The 17,877-nt window shown below is 47.6% G+C and carries 14 protein-coding genes; 3 read left to right on the forward strand and 11 right to left on the reverse strand.

Annotated features, from left to right (window positions below):
* Positions 1–292: 292 nt before the first annotated feature.
* Positions 293–823: an RNA methyltransferase gene (locus T433_RS0113950; protein WP_027456211.1), complete on the forward strand. Its 531-nt coding sequence runs from the start codon at positions 293–295 to the stop codon at positions 821–823.
* Here the strand turns inward: T433_RS0113950 and T433_RS0113955 are convergent.
* The 7 genes from T433_RS0113955 to T433_RS0113985 all read right to left on the reverse strand — a co-directional run bounded on the left by T433_RS0113955 (position 789) and on the right by T433_RS0113985 (position 7,242).
* Positions 789–1,856 carry a glycosyltransferase family 9 protein gene (locus T433_RS0113955; protein ID WP_027456212.1) on the reverse strand — a complete coding sequence of 356 codons (1,068 nt, stop codon included), beginning with the start codon at positions 1,854–1,856 and terminating at the stop codon, positions 789–791. The genes T433_RS0113950 and T433_RS0113955 overlap by 35 nt on opposite strands.
* On the reverse strand, positions 1,853–2,461 hold the full coding sequence (locus T433_RS0113960; protein WP_027450848.1) for a DUF4254 domain-containing protein: 609 nt from the start codon (positions 2,459–2,461) through the stop codon (positions 1,853–1,855). Before T433_RS0113960 ends, T433_RS0113955 begins: the two co-directional genes overlap by 4 nt.
* Before the next feature lie 103 nt (positions 2,462–2,564).
* Positions 2,565–4,775, reverse strand: a complete 2,211-nt coding sequence (locus T433_RS0113965) for a patatin-like phospholipase family protein (RefSeq protein ID WP_027456213.1) — start codon at positions 4,773–4,775, stop codon at positions 2,565–2,567.
* Between the two features lie 16 nt (positions 4,776–4,791).
* The gene (locus tag T433_RS0113970) at positions 4,792–5,472 is read right to left on the reverse strand and encodes a hypothetical protein (protein ID WP_052357172.1); all 681 of its coding nucleotides are present in this window, start codon (positions 5,470–5,472) and stop codon (positions 4,792–4,794) included.
* Positions 5,447–6,247: a metallophosphoesterase family protein gene (locus T433_RS0113975; protein WP_044110119.1), complete on the reverse strand. Its 801-nt coding sequence runs from the start codon at positions 6,245–6,247 to the stop codon at positions 5,447–5,449. The genes T433_RS0113970 and T433_RS0113975 overlap by 26 nt, the downstream gene beginning before the upstream one ends.
* An 86-nt stretch (positions 6,248–6,333) precedes the next feature.
* The gene (locus T433_RS15635) at positions 6,334–6,702 is read right to left on the reverse strand and encodes a hypothetical protein (RefSeq protein ID WP_052342211.1); all 369 of its coding nucleotides are present in this window, start codon (positions 6,700–6,702) and stop codon (positions 6,334–6,336) included.
* 114 nt (positions 6,703–6,816) lie between these two features.
* Positions 6,817–7,242, reverse strand: coding sequence for an HU family DNA-binding protein (locus tag T433_RS0113985; RefSeq protein WP_027450844.1), 426 nt, complete (start codon positions 7,240–7,242; stop codon positions 6,817–6,819).
* A 429-nt stretch (positions 7,243–7,671) separates the two neighbouring features.
* Between T433_RS0113985 and T433_RS0113990 the strand changes: the two genes are divergently transcribed.
* The gene (locus T433_RS0113990; protein WP_027450843.1) at positions 7,672–8,568 is read left to right on the forward strand and encodes a DMT family transporter; all 897 of its coding nucleotides are present in this window, start codon (positions 7,672–7,674) and stop codon (positions 8,566–8,568) included.
* A 4-nt stretch (positions 8,569–8,572) separates the two neighbouring features.
* Here T433_RS0113990 and T433_RS15640 read toward each other — a convergent pair whose 3' ends face one another.
* Together T433_RS15640 and T433_RS15645 are read right to left on the reverse strand one after the other, a co-directional pair.
* Positions 8,573–10,153, reverse strand: a complete 1,581-nt coding sequence (locus T433_RS15640) for a glycoside hydrolase family 32 protein (protein ID WP_162164214.1) — start codon at positions 10,151–10,153, stop codon at positions 8,573–8,575.
* A 12-nt stretch (positions 10,154–10,165) separates the two neighbouring features.
* On the reverse strand, positions 10,166–11,707 hold the full coding sequence (locus T433_RS15645) for a DUF4960 domain-containing protein (RefSeq protein WP_081778518.1): 1,542 nt from the start codon (positions 11,705–11,707) through the stop codon (positions 10,166–10,168).
* Positions 11,708–11,943: 236 nt separating this feature from the next.
* Here T433_RS15645 and T433_RS0114005 point away from each other — a divergent pair, with 236 nt between their 5' ends.
* On the forward strand, positions 11,944–12,969 hold the full coding sequence (locus T433_RS0114005) for a virulence RhuM family protein (RefSeq protein ID WP_027456215.1): 1,026 nt from the start codon (positions 11,944–11,946) through the stop codon (positions 12,967–12,969).
* 390 nt (positions 12,970–13,359) lie between these two features.
* On the opposite strand, the gene cas2 is transcribed toward T433_RS0114005, so the two are convergent.
* Together cas2 and cas12a are read right to left on the reverse strand one after the other, a co-directional pair.
* Positions 13,360–13,632: a CRISPR-associated endonuclease Cas2 gene (gene cas2 / locus T433_RS0114010; protein WP_027456216.1), complete on the reverse strand. Its 273-nt coding sequence runs from the start codon at positions 13,630–13,632 to the stop codon at positions 13,360–13,362.
* A gap of 184 nt (positions 13,633–13,816) precedes the next feature.
* Positions 13,817–17,611 carry a type V CRISPR-associated protein Cas12a/Cpf1 gene (cas12a, locus tag T433_RS0114015; protein ID WP_044110123.1) on the reverse strand — a complete coding sequence of 1,265 codons (3,795 nt, stop codon included), beginning with the start codon at positions 17,609–17,611 and terminating at the stop codon, positions 13,817–13,819.
* Positions 17,612–17,877: the final 266 nt, after the last annotated feature.

Consider the following 17,877-nt stretch of genomic DNA (forward strand, 5'->3'; position numbering starts at 1 on the left):
AAGAAAAACTGTGGAAAAGTGAAGTAAAAGCCCTGAATAAGGGTGTTGATATCCACCCGTCTCTGTAGCCCCTTTGATAATCCACAACTTATTCCAAAGTTATTCTATAGTTATTAACAGGGTTATCCACCAGCTTATCCACACCCTTTTTCTCATTAAAAAATCACCTCTCAGTTCTCAGTTCTCATCTCTCAGTTAAAACCACTTCTTACTTCTCACCTCTCACTTCTCACTTAAAAAACCACTTCTCACTTTTTACTTCTCACTTAAAATACTTATCTTTGCAGACGAAATGAGAAAGTTACGTACTATAGAGATGAAGCGCCTCTCGGTAGAGGAGTTTCACGAGGCCGAGAAGTTGCCACTGGTTGTGGTAATGGACGATGTGCGCTCGATGCATAATGTAGGGTCAGTTTTTCGCACCTGCGATGCCTTTCGAGCTGAGGCAGTCTATCTTTGTGGCATCACAGGTTGTCCGCCACATGCCGAAATCCACAAGACAGCCTTAGGTGCCGAGGACAGTGTAGAGTGGCGCCATTTTCCTACCGCCCTCGAAGCCGTTCGCGAGTTGCAGAGTAGGGGAGTGGTGGTGCTCAGCATCGAGCAGTGTGAGGGCAGCACCATGCTGAATCATTTCACGCCCGATCCCACCAAGCGCTATGCCATTGTGATGGGCAACGAGGTGAAGGGCGTCCATCAGGAAGTGATAGATGCCAGCGATGGCTGTTTGGAGATACCCCAGTTAGGCACCAAACACTCCATGAATGTCTCAGTGACAGCGGGAATCGTTATTTATCAGTTTGCTGAACCTTATTTAAAATAGCATCCACCTTCCCTACGATCATCTCGGGGGTGATGCCTGTCATGCAGTGATAGTCGCCAAAGATGCAAGGCTTTTGGCCATACACGCTGCATGGGCGGCAGTCCAGGTTCAGCTGCACACAGTTTTCCTCTTTCTGTTTGTAGCCCATAAAGCCGGCCATGGGGTGTGTGGCGCCCCATACGCTGACCACGGGTGTGTTGGTCAGTGATGCCAGGTGCATATTGGCAGAGTCCATCGATATCATCACATCCAGATGGCTCATCAGTATCAGTTCCTGATGCATGTTTTCCAGATGCCAGCCCACGAACACGCATTGTGGCATCTCCTTCACCCATTTCTTAAAGTAGCGGTCTTCCTCCTTGCCGCGTCCAAAGAGGAAGATGCGGCACTTAGGATATTTCTCAGTGAGCTGTTTCACCACCAGTTCCATCTTCTCGGGTGGATAGATCTTGCCCTGATGGGCAGCAAAGGGTGCAATGCCTATCCACTGTTCCCAGTAGCATTTTGGTCCGATGGCCTTTGGCAGCATGTTCAGATTGCCCCCCTCTGCGGGGAACACCGATTTGAAGGTCAGTTCCTTGATGGGGAATCCCAGCTTCTCAAACACCTCCATATAGTTAGTCTGCTGTGCAGGCAGTGGTCGGCGCTGCTTGTTGTGGGGCTTCACCAGTCGGCGGCGGTCCTTGCGGTGCTTGTCGATGTGTTGCACCTTGAAGTGGCCCATCAAGAAGCGCAGTCTGAGGTAGTTAGAGCGCAGCACCGAGTGCAGGTCGGCCACGTGTGTGAACTGCTTTGCCACCAGTCGGCGGTAGAGCGAGTTCAGTCCCTTCATGCCGTTGTATTCGCCTTTGATGTCGGCCGCCATGAAGTTCACGTTGGGTGCCAGGTCTTCAAAGAAGCTGCGTGCAAATGGCTTACTCAGCACCGTGATTCTCAACTCAGGATACTGCATAGCCAACGAATAGACCACGGGCACCATCATGGCTACGTCGCCTAACGCTGAGAATCGGATGATGAGTAAGTGTTGCTTCATTTGTTGTTGTTATACAGCACGGGGTTGGTGCTGGGATCGTTGTACATCTTCATCTGTCGGTACACCTTCATATATTTGCGTCCGGCCTCGATGTCCTCCAGCAGCTGGTCGATGGCAGTCGAGAGATCCACCTGCTGTTCCAGCAGCACGTTCAGTTTGGCCTGACAGCGCTGGCGGTGTTCTTCGTCGGCATCCTCGCGTTCCACCTGTTCCTCCATGTGGTATATCTTCAGTGCCAGTATCGACAGACGGTCCACGGCCCAAGCAGGGCTCTCGGTGTTCAGTCGGGCGTCTGGCAGGGGCTTCACGTCGCTGTAGATGTGACGGAAGTAAGAGTCGATGTTCTCCACCAGGTCAGTACGGTCTTGGTTAGAGTGGTCTATACGGCGCTTCAGCGACAGAGCCTCGTTGGGGTCAATGTGTGGGTCGCGTATGATGTCCTCATAGTGCCACTGTACGGTGTCTATCCAGCATTTCAGATAGAGGTTATACTCTATTGACTCGCGCTCATAAGGGTTTCTCATGGGCGTGTCCACGTTGTCTGTCAAGTGATAGTCGCGTATCGCCTGTTGGAAGATCTGATTAGCTTGTTCAGTAAATGTCATCACTAACTTTTTTTTATAGTATTATTTCAAACTGCAAACTTACAAAAACTTTCTGACACTACCAATTATTTTCTTTTTTATTTTCAATTATTGCCGTGTTTCGTCAGAACTCAAAGCCCAGGTTCAAGTAGAAATAGAGCTGACGGGTGTGGTTGCTATAGCCCATGGTGGCGCCGGCCGGTCCCAGCAGTGTGCGGTAGTAGTAGGCCAGCTGTGTGCCCAGCAGTGTCTGTCGGTCCAGCAGGTCTTTCAGTTGGTGAGCCTGTTGTCCGCCGCCAATGCGCAGCATCACATAGTGGTTGCTGCCTATGCGCTGTTGCGCCTGCAGTTGGGCGGCCACAAACTGATTGTCCACATACTCCATGTTGCCTATGCCGGCAAAGGGCATCTGCTGTTCCAGGTAGTGGCCAAACCACTCGCCACCGATGGTGTTGCCCAGCACCAGCGGCACGTTGGTGCCCAGCAGGATGCGTCCGTAGAGCATGGGTTGCAGGGTGAAGCGGCTGCCCATGGTGAACGAGATGCGCCAGTTGGCGTTCACGTCGCTGACGCCCGGCTTATTGTTCAGCTTGGCAAAGTTGTCGGTCAGGTAGGCATATTCAGCCTTGAAGCGAGCGCCGCGGGTGGGGAAGTACCAGTTGTCCTCGCTGTTGTAGTCCAGCTGTGCGCGGTAGCTATAGAAGTGTTCGTTCTTCAGTGCTATCAGTGTCGATGACTCCGATCCCAGTTTGTTGCGGTAGTGCATATAGTCCCACCTCACGCCCATCTTCAGGTTGAAGTGGCGCAGGTTGAGGTTGATGGGTGTCAGCTCCGCTTGGAACTGGTTGTACAGGATGTTATAGTCGCGGTCGCCCTCCGAGTAGATGTCAATATCGTTGCGATAGTAGGTGCAGCGCAGGGTGGGGCGCGTGAAGTTCAGCGGGTGGATGGTCAGTTCGCCGCGCGCCATCAGTCGTTTGCCCAGCCTCAGTGTGAAGTCCGTGTTCATTGGTATGGCAGTTTTCATCGGCACGTCCAGTCCCAGTTGTACGGCAGCATACTCCTCCGTGTCGTATCGGGCACCGGCATGGAAGCGGCTGCGCTTGCGCTGTCCGGCCACGATGCGCAGCACCTGTCCCTCCTTGGTAGGCTCCAGCTGGCATTCGGCCGTCTGGTAGAACAGGTCCACGCGCACCGACGTGGTGATCTGCTGTTCCAGTGTGGCGTTGATGCTGTCCAGCTTGTCCAGGTGGAACTTCTGTCTGAGGAAGCGCTCGTCCTGGGGTGTCATATCCACAAACACACAACTGTCTATCTTCTGCTTCATGGTCATCACCTTCGGATTCAGTGGGTGCAGGATGGTAGGCTTGAACGAGTTGCTGATGCCAATACGCTTTTTCAAGGCGATGATCTCGTCCCAGTGGCGCATGGCTTCATCCTCGCCGCGGCGTATCAGCGTGTCGATGGCCGTGGCCGAGAAGCTGGCGGCGGTATAGCCGTCGGGATCCACATAGAGGTAGAGATCGGTGGCCTCCTTGTTCTCGTCGAACTTGTTCTTACAGTTCATGTTCACAATCTGGTTCACCACGCTCATCGTGCCCCACACGTCGTCATAGCCCATGGGGTGGTCGTTCACCGAGACGCCTATCACGATGTCGGCTCCCATCTCGCGGGCAATATCCACGGGGAAGTTGTTGCGCAGTCCGCCGTCCACCAGCACCTTGCCGTCCAGTCTCACGGGCGAGAACACGGCCGGTATGGCCATCGAGGCGCGCATGGCCTGTGGCAGTCGGCCACTGTGGAAGTCATACTCCTCGTAGTTGATAATGTTGGTAGCCACGCAGGCAAACGGTATGGGCAGGTCGCGCGAGAAGTTGAGCGAGTCGGTGTATCCCACGCAGAGCTTGTTAAACAGTTCCGAGATGTTCTTGCCGGTGATCAGTCCGCCCGCCAGTTTGTTGCGCTTCGTCTTTGTGACGTTGGTCGAGATGAAATAAGTGTTCTGCTTCTTGCGGTCGCTCAGACTCTGGTTTTTCAGGTTCTCGCGGTCGGTGATCACATAGCTCCAGTCCTGGTTGCGCACCAGCGAGTCCAGCGAGTGGGCGTTGTAGCCGATGGCATACAGTCCGCCCACGATGCTGCCCATCGATGTGCCGGTGATGATGTCAACGGGTATGCCAGCCTTTTCCAGCACCTTCAGCACACCGATGTGTGCCACGCCTTTGGCGCCGCCGCCACTCAGCACCACGGCCACTTTCTTCCGTCGTGCCTGCTGTTCAGCACCGATGGTGCTTATGGTCAGTATGCAGGCAAGTAGTAATATGAATCTTTTCATCTGCGTGATGTTTTTGTTATAGTGTTTGTAGTTTGATACCCAGCGAAAGCCCGATGATGTCTTTCAGCTTGACGCTGCTGTCCTGGAACATGGCGCGTATGTAAAGGTCGCAGGTGCTCACCTCGTAGAACAGCGATACGCGGCTGTGTCTGACGCGCAACTTCTCGGGTATGTTCATCGTGATGCGCTGTCCCAGTGCCACGTTCAGTCGGAACTTCGTCGACATAAACTCATAGTATTTGTCGGGGTAGCGGTTGGGCTGGTTCTTCCAGAACTCGTCGCCATAAACGGTGTTGATGTAGAGACTGGCTGTCAGCGGTTCCACGCTCAGCAGCTTCTGTTTGTTGAAGTCCGCGCGTGGTGTGATGCTCCAGGGGATATAGTTCTCCTTCAGCGTCATGGTCATCTTGGTGCGTGTGGACTGGTGTTTGGGTATGAATCCCACCATGAGGTCGGTCTCCCACTGTCGGCGGCTGCCGTAGTTCCATCCCAGTCCGGCCGACAGCAGTCCCATGTTGCCAGCGTTCTGGATGACAAACTGTGTGGGGATGAGTCCCGCCCAGTGTTTTCTATAGCGGCGTATGCGCATGTCGTATTTACTCTCGTGTGACTGTTGCACAAAGATGCTGTCGCCTGCGGTTATCTGCAGTGAGCATAGCAGCAGGAGGAGGCTAGTAATCAATCTGCTCTGTTTCATAACCGTCTGCTGTGAAAGTGAATATTCTGTAGTTGCGACCCTCGGCACTGTCAATGCCGTAGAACAGCAGGCCATCGTTGTAGATGTCCTTAACCTCGTTGCGATGCACGTGGCCGTAAACGCAGCATATCAACCCCGGGAAGAAGTCCAGGTAGCGCCTGAAGGCCTTGACCACGTTGTCGGGAAACTGGTCGCTGTAGGGTGGGGCATGCATGATGATGATGGTCCTGTCGAAGCGGTCTGCATCCTTCACCATTTCCTCTTCCATGAAGTTGAAGTCGGGCACGGCAGCCATGTAGTTATACTCCGTGGCGTTGGTGTTGATGCATACAAACTTGATGCGGTTGGCTATAAATGAGAAGTTCTTCTCGCCATAGATCACGTCGTAGGCCTGGTCGCCCGTGCCCAGAAAGTCGTGGTTGCCGATGAGCGTCACAAACGGGTGGTTCAGCATGCAGAGTATGTCTCTCGACCACTCAAACTCCTTGTTGGTGCCCGTGTCTGTCAGGTCGCCGCAGTGCACCACGAAGTCCACGTCCGTGCGCTTGTTCAGGTCGCTGATCTCGTCGCGAAAGTCCGATTGCCAGAGGTGGTTGTCGCTGATAAAAGCCACGCGCAGCGGGTTCTTGTTGGCAAATGCCTCTTCTATGATAGCCATGTTCTTGGCGTTGAGGTTCTTCTCGCCTTTGATATTCACATCGTAGGGATGTGTCTGAAACACGTCATCGCAGGAAAGGTAAAGCAGGATGCTCAGTCCTATGAATAATTTTCTCATGCTTTTCGTTTTTTCTCATTATTGATTTTCCTGTTGGCAAAAATATAAATAATCCTTGAAATAATAAAAAAAACAGAACATTTTTTTCAGTTTTTCTCTATTTGTTGCCACAGCGGGTGTGGATTGTTGTCCAGCAAAAACAAGTAGCGATCCATGTAGGGACGGTTGCGGAAGCCCTGTCGCTGGCGGCCCTGCGCAGCATATTTATAAGGGTTGCGCGGCATGCGCACGTGCAGCACCTCGCAGGCACTCTGCACGATGGCCGTGAACGACATGTATTGTCCCTCGTCGTTGGTCAGCGTGTTGGTCAGGAAGGCAATGTGCAGTGCCTCCATCAGGTCCACGGTCGAACCCTTCCAGTGCAGTTGTTCGTCTTGACTGTGATTTCTCAGAATTTGTGCCACCTCTGAAGCCAGGTGGAGCCGCGCCTCGCGGCCGGTGAAGGTTTGATTCATTGTTTTAATATCATTGATTGTTATAACGGCGGCAAAAGTAGAATCTTAGAGTGCAATATATGTTCAATCGAGCCAGTAAATGTGTTAAAAACCGCAGAATTTAAAATCATTTAACTACTCCGGTTTCCGGTAGTGAGGCATCTCCACGAGGCGGGTGCCGTCGGTCAGTGCGTGTTTCATCACGCCGTTGCGCGTGCGGTAGGTGTCGGGTCGAAACACCACGTGCACGTCCACCACGTCGCGGTCGGTGCGGAAGTCCTTGGGGCGGTCGCACCCGCGACTGCTGATGCCCAGCATAAAGGTGCCGATGCCCTCCAGATGCACCTTGCGTCCGCTCTGCAGTTCGGTGGTCATGGTCTCGGCCAGTTCGCTCAGCACGGCCAGGATGTCCGAGCGCTTCACCGTGCTGTTGCACTGCATCTGCTCCGACAGTTCGCGGATGCCCACCGTCTCGGTGTGAACAGCGCGGGCAAACCACTTCTTGTAGGCCTTAGGTTTGGTGTTATCATTGTTTTGCCTGAATTTGTAAAATAGTGCCATAATTGTGTTTTTAATGGTTATAAATAGTCGTTCTCTGTATGTATGGCGATCTTGTCGCTTTAATTTTCCAGTTGCAAAGTTACGCTTTTCGCATCTAATAGTAAAACTTTAACCGGGTAGAATGGTGGGTATATAAAGCTCATAGTTTAACTCTTGCATCATTTCTAGAGTCTAGAAACGCCCTTTCTAGAGTCTAGAATGACCCTTTCTAAAGTCTACATCGACAGATTCTAGAGTCTAGAATTGATGTTTCTAGACTCTAGATCGACACCAAAAGTGCCACTATTGCGAGTCAAAAGTGCCACTCTTGCTGCATCATAGTGCCACTCTTGCGCACCGAAACAGCCCTCATCAACAATTTAAAAACACGATATTATTTGTTCGTATCACCAATAAAGCGTAACTTTGCACACCAAATAATATAGCATTATGAACAAACTAGTTTATCATTTCACAGCCTTCCTCGTGGTAGCCATTTGGGGCACCACGTTCATATACACCAAACTGCTACTCATGGCCGGACTCACGGCAGCCCAGATCTTCACGCTGCGCTTCATCATAGCCTACGTGCTGCTGCTGGCCTATGCCATGACGCGCCGCTCGTTCCGCTGGTTTGCCGCCTCGTGGCGCGACGAGTTGCTCATGGCCCTGCTCGGTCTCAGTGGTGGCACCCTCTACTTCCTCACCGAGAACACCTCCATGGTCTATACCACCACCACCAATACCTCGCTCATCGTCTGCCTCAGTCCGCTGTTTGCCACCGGTCTTATCAGCCTGTTCTATCGCTCCCAGCGTCTGCACGGCATCCAGATCGTAGGCACCCTGATGGCCGCCCTTGGCGTCGTCGTCGTGGTGCTCAATGGCCATTTCGTGCTCCACCTCTCGCCTTTGGGCGATGCCCTTGCCCTGGGCGCCTGCCTCTGCTGGGCCTTCTATTCGCTGCTCATGATACCCGCCACCCATCACTACCGCACCCTCTTCATCACCCGCAAGGTGTTCTTCTACGGCCTCGTGTTCATGGTGCCCTATTTCATCATGCGCCCCGAAGAGGTGTGGATCTTCACCCCCCGCGTGCTTCACGTGTTCACCCCCCAGATGGTGCTCAACCTGCTGTTCCTGGGCTGCGTGGCCTCCATGATCTGCTTCATCGCGTGGAACTGGGCCCTGAAGAAGCTTGGTGCCGTCGTGGCCACCAACTATGTCTATTTCAACCCCGTCACCACCGTCCTCTTCGCCTGGCTCATGCTCTCCGAGCGCATCACCCTCTACTTCCTCATCGGCACGATGCTCATCCTCACCGGCATGTTCTTTAGTAACAAGAGGTAGCTTTTCAATCCTTCTTCCACACCCTGTTTAGGTTTCTGATTTTCGACTTAGCCTTCTGTCCGCTTACCATCAGTTGGTCATAGATGAAGTCAGGGAACACCAGTGTTGACATGATGACCGAGCCATCGTCGGTAGTCACCTCAATATTCGACTGATCTACATACAGGCAGAGTGTCACCTCTTCCTTGTTTGAGAAGATAGATGAGCGCATGTCGGGGATGGCGAAGTTGGGATGGAAGCCCGTGTTTCCTGTCTTGGCACCACGGTTGATGACAAGTTCCCTCGTTGCCGCCAGATATTTCACGGTGTAGGCCTGTTCCACGCTGTTAGACAGCTTTATCTCGCAGTCAGCACTCGTGTCTATCGTTACATTTACCTGATAGGCATCGAGCGATGGTTTTGTGCCATTCATACCCATAGGAAGTGCCCCAAGCAAGGATGATATAGAGGCTGTCTGCCCCTTCACCGAGTGCCAGTCATCGGCGATGCCTTCAATCTCGCTGACGATGGTGGTCTTCAGCAGTGGCTGTCCATCGTATTCCTCCAGCACCATTTCGCGAGGCAGCGTCATGCAGCAGCGCCAAGGTGACACCGGATAACCGCCATACGCCTGGTTGTTCATCCAGCCGATGCACACCGTTCTATCGCCCGTATTGCTCCAAGTCACGCTGGCATAGTCGTCCATGCCGTGGTCTTCCCAGAGGGGGTAGTTATAGTGGTCAGCTATGAAGCGTTTGCCGTTGAAATCACCCACAAAGTACATGGTGCCCGAGCCAAGGACAGGGCCGCCGCCGCTGATGTTCACCGTGAGCACCCATTTGCGTTCGCCTTTGTACTGCATGGGAAACAGGTCGGTACATTCCCATATACCATCGTTGCATTTTGGATATGCGCTGGCATTGAAGGTGCTGCAGATGCTCCATTCCCTGAGGTTGGCCGATTTCCATATCTGCGCGGTGTGCTCTCCGCCCAGCGCGAAGACGCAGTACCACATGCTGGTCACGTCGTCCCACACCACTTTGGGGTCGCGATAGTCGCCATGGGTGGTGTTTTTGATGACAGGGTTACCTTCATACTTAGTGAAAGTCATGCCCCCATCGGTGCTGTAGGCGATACACTGCTGTTCGTGAGCACCATGCGCGGTGTACATCGCCACGATGGCATTCTCGCCAAAGCCGGCGGTATTGTTTTTGTCGAGCACGGCCGATCCTGAATAGATATAGCCCAGCTCGTCGGGTTCGAGCACCACGGGCTGTTCTTTCCAGTGAAACAGGTCGGTAGAGGTGGCGTGGCCCCACGAGATGTTACCCCAGTCGTGTCCGTAGGGGTTGTATTGGTAGTAAAGATGCCAAATGCCGTTGGCATACACCATGCCGTTGGGGTCGTTGATCCAGTTCTTTTCTGGTGTGAAGTGTATCTGTGGACGGTTTTTCTCCCTGTACCATCCGTTGTCAATGGTGGGAATGTTTTGTTCCACGTTCACTGATGTTCCGCTCACGAATGCGCGCTCTTGTAGTATCACATTCGGATCTTCTGTCTTGCAGGCCACTGCGATGAGAGCCATTGCTGCTATTATTATATTCATTTTCATAAGGATTTATCGTGTTTTAAGGTACTCTATTGCGTTTCTTGCCATTTTTAAAACATTTGACTGGTACTGACTATTGTGCGGATAAGCATTCTTGTCGGGCGTGCCGTCGCTATTCTTGTAAGAGAACTCACAGCCACCGTTGCCTATGCATAGCAGCGTGCCCCGACACTCGGTATTGCCCTGACGGGCTTCCCATACGTTGAGCTGACTCACCCAGTCTATCTGTGAGTCCCATACCCCCAGTGGGTAGATGCCGTAAATCTCAGTCAGTGCATCGTAGCAGCGGGGGTCCTGGTTGTTGTAGCCTGTTATCAGACTTGGCAGGTTATGGAACACAATATTATGGTCTTCAGTCCATGCCGGTCCTTTCACGGTCACATACTTAGAACGTCCGTCGGTGCGCACATCTACATCCTTATAGAGAGGATGAGAGGAGAAGTCCTCCACGAAATAGCTGCCAGGGTTTATCTGTACTGCCATGTGCCAGATGCCTCCATTCCAGCTGCCGTTGCCTATGGTCACCCGGTGATCCACACTGCGCATCATGTCTCTGTTCATGCGTCCCAGGTCGGTGATGAATGCCACGGCGTGCTGCCACAGTACCATGTTTCCACCCGCCTTATACCACTCGCGTATATAGGGCGTGGCCTGCTGAATGCTGACTGGCTGGTTCCATGCGTCGTCTTCGTTTCCGCTGTCTATGTCGCGTATATAGAATAGCACCCGATAGTCGGCAAGATCCTCTGTCGCTTTGATGTCGGAAGCGCTGAGAAACTTGCTGTTGGGATATGTTTCGTGAAACCACAGCCATGCGCTGGCTTCATCGTCGTCGCCCATGTTCACGCACTCCTCTGGTGAGGCATACTGGCTCAGAAAAGCCACCTTTTGTTTGCCCGACTTGAAGATGGTGGTCACAGGCAGCGAGCTACCCTTTTCATTGAGTGCCGTCAGTTCGAAGGTCCACGTCTCGTTGTCGGTAATTTGATCTATCGTATATGTGGTGGCATCGCCTTTCAGTGTTTCCTGTACCATTCGGGTGCCATTGGTTCCTTTCAGCAGAATCTCGGTTGCGTCGTAGCTCGGTGTCCAGCTGACCAACAGTTCGTAGGCGTCGGTACCCTCTTGCTGTTCAACGCAGAGCTGTTGTGGTTTTGTGGCTCCCTGGCGGGTGTAGGTCTTCATGATAGCATCGCTGTAGTGGGTGCCGTCGAAGAGTCGGAACAGGTAGTCGTAACGCACATTAGTATCAAGATCCTTTTGAATGAGGGTTGTGGCGCGTGTAGTTTCATGGCTGTAGGGAATGCCGTTGCAAGTGATGGTGATGTCCATCTGCATGTTGTCAGGAAGGAGTGACCACGTCCAAACCACCCCATTGTCCTGTTCTGTGCTACTGATGTAGCCCGTGTAGAAAGCATCAAGAGTAAGTGATGCTGGTGGAATGATGATGTCGTCGGCCGCTTTTGTGCAGCCCATCAGTGCCATACAGATCATCGCTAATGGAAAACCGAAGAACCGTTGTCGGCAGAAATAATAAATGGTTCTGTTCATGATTAATTTAGTTATTGCGTAAAAAACAAAAGAGTTGTAAAATCATTGCAAAAGTAGTTTCTGTCATTTGAACTGTTTGAAAATAACAGGTCAAATAGGAACGTGATTTTTCCAATGAACGAAATATCATAGCATATGAAACATTTTTGCTAAAATATTAGTATCTTTGCACCGTACATAAACAACTTAGTGAACACTGTGATTCCGTCACGGGATTAATAACAAGCTAATCATATATGCCTAAGAAATTCGAGATAAGAAACAGTACAGCCGAGTTCCTGATTTTCCAAATAGAAGGTAAAGAACAGGGTGTTGAGGTGTACTATAAGGATAAAACCGTATGGTGCACCCAGAAGGCCATGGCGGCATTGTTCGATTGCTCAACTGATAACATTGGACTGCATCTGAAGCACATCTTTGCGAGCGGTGAATTGGAGAAAGATTCAGTTACCGAGAAAATCTCGGCAACTGCTTCTGACGGCAAGAATTACCTGACTCAATTCTACAACCTCGACGCTATCATCAGCGTGGGCTATCGTGTGAACAGCATCCGTGCCACTCAGTTCCGCCAATGGGCTACAAGCGTGCTTCGAGAGTTTGCCATCCGTGGCTATGTGCTTGATAGGAAGCGCATGGAGAATGGAACCTTCTTGGGCGAGGATTACTTTGAGCACCTGCTGGCAGAGATTCGAGAGATTCGTCTTTCCGAACGTCGCTTCTACCAGAAGCTGACAGACATCTATGCCACCAGCATGGACTATAACAAGGATGCACCCACCACGCGGCTGTTCTATAAGCGCATTCAAAACAAGGTGCACTATGCTGTGCACCAGCATACGGCAGCGGAGCTCATCATGGAGCGGGCCGATGCTGAAAAAGAGCACATGGGACTAACCACCTGGGAGAATGCGCCCGACGGCAAAATAGTAAAGACGGATGTCTCTATCGCCAAGAATTATCTGAACGAGGTGGAACTTGAAGATATGGGGCATATTGTAACGGCTGTGCTTGATTTTGCCGAGAGCCGTGCCAAGCGCCATATCCCTATGACGATGGAGGATTGGGCTAAACGTATTGATGCCTATCTGAGCAGCGACGAGCGCCCTTTGTTGAACGATGCTGGTAGTGTAACTCATGAAGAGGCTGTGCTACATGCTGAAACTGAGTTTGAAAAGTACCGTATCGTGCAGGACCGCCTGTTCCAAAGCGACTTTGATAAATACCTAGGCGAACTGCCATTTGAGGAGAAAGACTCCGAATAAGAATTTAATTAGTCATTTAGACCCTACGGAGATAGAGCGTATAGATCGCTAATCTACAATAGTAGAAATTTAATTAGTCATTTAGACCAGAAGCAGAGCAGCCAAGGATCACCGATCTACAATAGTAGAAATTTAATTAGTCATATAGACAAACCCTTTAAAACGGATAAGAAATGGATCTACAATAGTAGAAATTTAATAAGTCATTTAGACTCTATTTGTATGCAAAGGTATACAAAAAATACCGATAATACAATACTTTTGCGAAATTTTATATTCGACAATGATATACCATTTTTACCACGCCTATTTATGAATAAACTACATAAATCATTAATTTACAATAATTTATATATATTTGTATGTTATGTAAAGACCAAGGTTTGCAAGTTATAAATACACAATATCAGAATCTCTATGGATGGCATTTCCAAACTTTTGAACTTTTGCGTTGGGAGCATCGAAAATCAAAACACTATCAGCGCCAGCGAATAGTTTGCTAAACTTGTCAACGATATTAATTTTGATATTGTCAATAATGCGTTGTGTATTATTAACTTCATATACGGAGAACTGAAGACGGATTGCGCCTTGACCACGAAGCATTTTGGCAAACTTAGTCCGAATCTTATCATTCTTGATGTCGTAGCTAATGATTATCATATGGTAAATTGTGGGTATTGTTCTGGTGATCGGTTATTCATAAAACATCTATAGTATTGCTGTACGTATTTGAAAATGTCATTCAATCCTTCGTCCGATTCCATATACACATTGTGCAAGTATATGGAATACGGACAAAAGATGAAGTCATTCAAAGTTGATATGGAAATATAGTCTTCTTCCATTAATCTTTGAGATATTGTTTTTTCTGAGCGAATTGGAGCCATTCCTTATTGGTGATGGCAAGCTTAACGTCTGATAGGTCATTGGCATTTTTGATTTGTTGAGCCAACCATAGACCTTTACGTGCGATGTTATAGGCTCCGTTAGCATCGGCATTGACAGGTAGCCCTTCTTTTACTTTTCTACTATCAAAGAACTCTCCACACTCGTTGGCTACTGGTGATACCATATAGTCTATATCTGTACCCGTTACACTATTGCGCATTTGTAGGGTAAGTTTCATCAGGTGTAGTATGTCGGTGTAGAAATTCTTATTTGCTTGTAGCAGTATTGCCTCTTTTAGGTTAGCATTGAGTGGAATATTGTGCTGTGTAAATAATGTCTTCCATTCTGTGGTTAAATCAATCTCTCTGCTATCCCAATTGCTGTTCTTCTCTGCATTACGGAATGTCTCTATACGAGTGCCATAGGTACAGAGAGTCCACTGGGTACGAGTATCCTCGGCTTTTGCAGTAAAGTTACTATAGTCAAACTTGAATTCGAAGCGGTCGTATTCCTTGTTGTAACGTATGCTATCAAATTTTTTAAAGAAAGCTTGTGCTTTAGCTACGTTTTCATAGCGTGTATCAAGAAGGTTAACGAAACCCGTGACAGGGTCAATCTTACTTGTATTCCATGCTGGCACATAGAATAGGAAACCGGATTGTTTGCTATTTTTATTAGGCAGTTTCGGGTCATTCGTAAGCTGATAGGCATGTAGTAAGCCTCCAATCTCGTTGGCATCTTTATTCTTATCAACAAGGTAATTGAGTTTATCTATGAGAGCCTTCTCAAACTGCTGATAGACAGAACTCTCCACCTTTTGCCTGCCTCGCTTGAAGCCCATATTGAGGTCTTCGAGCAGGACAATGGCATTGTATTTTATCATCAGTTGGGTTATCTTGTGTATTACCTGACTGAGATAGCCCGATTTCAGTTCTTTGATACCCTCGATGGTTTGCCAACTGGATCGCTCCTCCTTACGCTTCTTGTCGCGCTCACTGAGCAGGGTGTGATAGTCTGTTTTGTATTCTGTACCTTTGTAATTGTTGACGATTTCGTTAAGGGAATATTGCTCTACTATTTCACCCTTACCATTGATGACACAGATATATAGAAGATGGCGCTCTCCACGGTCTATACCGATAAAATGAAGATCGTCAGTTGTTTTTATGTATTCACGCACCTGCATATTTATGTCACCGTTACCCATGCCTTTAAAGTTCAGTGTAATGGGTACGTGGAACATAAATTTGTCTACTGTATATCTCTTATCCTTTATTAGGTCGTATTCAAAGTTACTCTGTTTCTTAGGGTTGTTGACATTCTTGTTGTCGATAGGCTTGTTAGCAGGGTGTGTAGGATGTTGGTAGGTAATACTCTTCTTACGGTAAAATACCTCGGCCTGGCCGTTAAGCTTATATACTACATCGTTGAGATTAGATTCATCAAAAAGCATCTTCCAATATAGAGTGTGCATATTGGGAGTTCCCTTGCTGTATGTAGAGAAGTCCTTGTTGTATATCATGAAAAGGTACATTTTGTCCTCGTCTACCAACTGATGAATATAATCAACCGAAACCTTGCGATAGGTAAGATTGTAAAGCAGAAGATTAACAGCTCCATAGAAAGAATTAAGGTCATTATAGCAGCCAATATTTTTTTCAATAGATGAAAAGTCATATATTGAAGTGCTCTTGTATGCCTTTAGGAATTTCAAACAGAATGATTTCCATATCTCTACTGCATGATTATATCCGAAACTATCACCTGTATTATTAAGATAACCTATTTGGAATTTTTTAACGCCATTATAAAGCACATTATTCAAATCAAAGATTTCCTTAGTAATAACAACTGGAGCAATAAATTTATCCTTTTCAAATAGAGTATAATCATCATTACTATTAGAAAAATGCTCTTTTACGCTCTTCATCTGAGTTGTGCATTTAGGCACCATTGTGGTAATGTCCTTGAAGAACTTGTATACAACTTTATCGTAGCAATCACCATCGGATGGCATAGGTTTAGTTAGGATGTTGCGATATTCTTTCTTCATGATGCCAAGATAGTACATGCCATTTTTACGTAAAATGATAGATGCATTGGTGCTCTCCTTGTTTTCGTCCCATCCATCAAGTAGTTGAGCATTCTCAAAATTAACTTTAATTTTTTCAGTAGAGAATGGCTTACGAGTACAATAATTGCGCACCTTATTATAAAGAGGCGTGATACTGTCGATCACTTCCCATAGCTGCATCAATTCACCATAGAATTTTTCATCCTTCTCTGCCTCGTCACCATTGCCAAGTAGTGGTTTAATAAAGTGTTGCAATGCCTTAAAATCATCAAGAAGATCTTTTAGCTGCATCACCGTCAACTTATCCTGAGAGAGATTTTTTTCACGCGGATAGTCTGTATCAAGAATTGGTTTAAGAGCATTGTAATGCACTTGGATACTAGTTGGTATGCTTGGTTCCTGTTTGCTTTCAGTATTAATAGCACCAAGGGTTGCATAATAGTCTGCTATGTCAATACCGTTCAGTTCACTAATACATTCATTGATGTAGCCCAAAGAATAACTCTTAGGCAATTTTTTCAACTTACTGATACGATCAGAATACTTCTCCTCTTTTTCATTTGTTTTTTTGGGATTATCGCTTCTCAAACGCTGCTCTATGGCATTAGGTATGATGCTCCATTCGCCAAACATACGCTGAGAAACATCTGTTAGCGCAAGGTCGTTGGTGATGTATATTTTTGATAAATCATAGTCACTGATACCAGTAAGCAACACTTTTACAGATTCTTCAACATTATCGAAATAGGATGTGCAATACTCTTTAACTGCATTAAGTACATCAGCACCAGTATTGAACTCCTCCTGTAACCATGATAATTGTACCCTGTCACTGAGTATCTGCTTAAACAGAGGTTTCAACTTGGGTAAACGATCTTTCTTGTTTGCCAGTTGTTGGTTGTACAGGTTGACAAACTCATTAATACCCTGTATTTTAGTATCATCCTCGAGTGTTCGACCACCTATAATACTATTGTAAACCTCTATTTGCGTTTGGGTGAGCACAATATTATAGTAGTCAAGTGAAAAAATCTCATCGATACTATTCACATTAAGGTATTCTTCAAAGTTCTTGTATATAGTAGAAAAATTATCAGCGACTGATGTGTTGGCTATTTTCTTAAAAACAGCTATGTTATCAATAAATTTTGGTAGGTTGTCATGTATCAAGCGATAAGCAATTGCTGTAGATTTTGCTTCATCGGAATACATATTTTTGCGGTTTTCATGATATCCCGTAAAATAGGTAGTAAACTCGTAAAATTCGTCGAGAAGGGCCTTGTCAGTATCCTTTTTAAGGAACGTCTTCATATCTTGACGAATAAGTTCCTTTTTATCTATTGTCTTATATCGATCATCGCCTTTCAGTGCACTTGCAATGGATTTTCTTAGTTTGTCCTGTATGTCTTTAAATTGTTTATCTTTTGTGTCCTGAGAATACAAGTCAAAATATGCCTGAAGATACTCCCCATTCAACTTGAAATTGTTCAGTACGTTTTCAATATAGTCTTTATGATAATCATCAATAAGCTTTTTAACCTTTTTATAACTTTCTGCTCTGTGAGCATCGTTGTCGATAAAACCATTAGCATTAATATGCTCCAAAGTTTTTCCGATAGGCTTTAGTTCAAATCTTAGAGTTTTTGATAACTGATACAGGTTTGTAAATTGTTTCATACTAATACTTTTTAGTTATTGTCTATGCTTTAATATATGCCGAAAGTCAAGTGGAATATATCGACACAAAGTTACTATTATTTTTGTAATATAAGATGCATTCATAGAAAAACTTTATCTTTGCATCACTAATTTTTAGCAAATCACAATAAGGATTATTCCGTTGTGAAAACATTAGGTCCCGGCCCATCGTCCTTCAACGGTGGGCCTTTTTTTCTTGCGGGGAAACCGCAAGACACACTAGGGGCGGTTGCGGGTGTTTGTGG

Origin of the sequence: Xylanibacter brevis ATCC 19188 (genome assembly GCF_000621725.1) — a bacterium.
GTDB lineage: Bacteria > Bacteroidota > Bacteroidia > Bacteroidales > Bacteroidaceae > Prevotella > Prevotella brevis.

Excerpts from the sequence above, each read along its gene's own strand:
- T433_RS0113965 (WP_027456213.1), bottom strand. The coding sequence starts at position 4,775 with ATGAAAAGATTCATATTACTACTTGCCTGCATACTGACCATAAGCACC.
- cas2 (WP_027456216.1), bottom strand. The coding sequence starts at position 13,632 with ATGATAATCATTAGCTACGACATCAAGAATGATAAGATTCGGACTAAG.
- T433_RS0113990 (WP_027450843.1), top strand. The coding sequence starts at position 7,672 with ATGAACAAACTAGTTTATCATTTCACAGCCTTCCTCGTGGTAGCCATT.
- T433_RS0113970 (WP_052357172.1), bottom strand. The coding sequence starts at position 5,472 with ATGAAACAGAGCAGATTGATTACTAGCCTCCTCCTGCTGCTATGCTCA.
- cas12a (WP_044110123.1), bottom strand. The coding sequence starts at position 17,611 with ATGAAACAATTTACAAACCTGTATCAGTTATCAAAAACTCTAAGATTT.
- T433_RS0114005 (WP_027456215.1), top strand. The coding sequence starts at position 11,944 with ATGCCTAAGAAATTCGAGATAAGAAACAGTACAGCCGAGTTCCTGATT.
- T433_RS15640 (WP_162164214.1), bottom strand. The coding sequence starts at position 10,153 with ATGAATATAATAATAGCAGCAATGGCTCTCATCGCAGTGGCCTGCAAG.
- T433_RS0113975 (WP_044110119.1), bottom strand. The coding sequence starts at position 6,247 with ATGAGAAAATTATTCATAGGACTGAGCATCCTGCTTTACCTTTCCTGC.
- T433_RS0113950 (WP_027456211.1), top strand. The coding sequence starts at position 293 with ATGAGAAAGTTACGTACTATAGAGATGAAGCGCCTCTCGGTAGAGGAG.
- T433_RS0113960 (WP_027450848.1), bottom strand. The coding sequence starts at position 2,461 with ATGACATTTACTGAACAAGCTAATCAGATCTTCCAACAGGCGATACGC.
- T433_RS0113985 (WP_027450844.1), bottom strand. The coding sequence starts at position 7,242 with ATGGCACTATTTTACAAATTCAGGCAAAACAATGATAACACCAAACCT.
- T433_RS15645 (WP_081778518.1), bottom strand. The coding sequence starts at position 11,707 with ATGAACAGAACCATTTATTATTTCTGCCGACAACGGTTCTTCGGTTTT.
- T433_RS15635 (WP_052342211.1), bottom strand. The coding sequence starts at position 6,702 with ATGAATCAAACCTTCACCGGCCGCGAGGCGCGGCTCCACCTGGCTTCA.
- T433_RS0113955 (WP_027456212.1), bottom strand. The coding sequence starts at position 1,856 with ATGAAGCAACACTTACTCATCATCCGATTCTCAGCGTTAGGCGACGTA.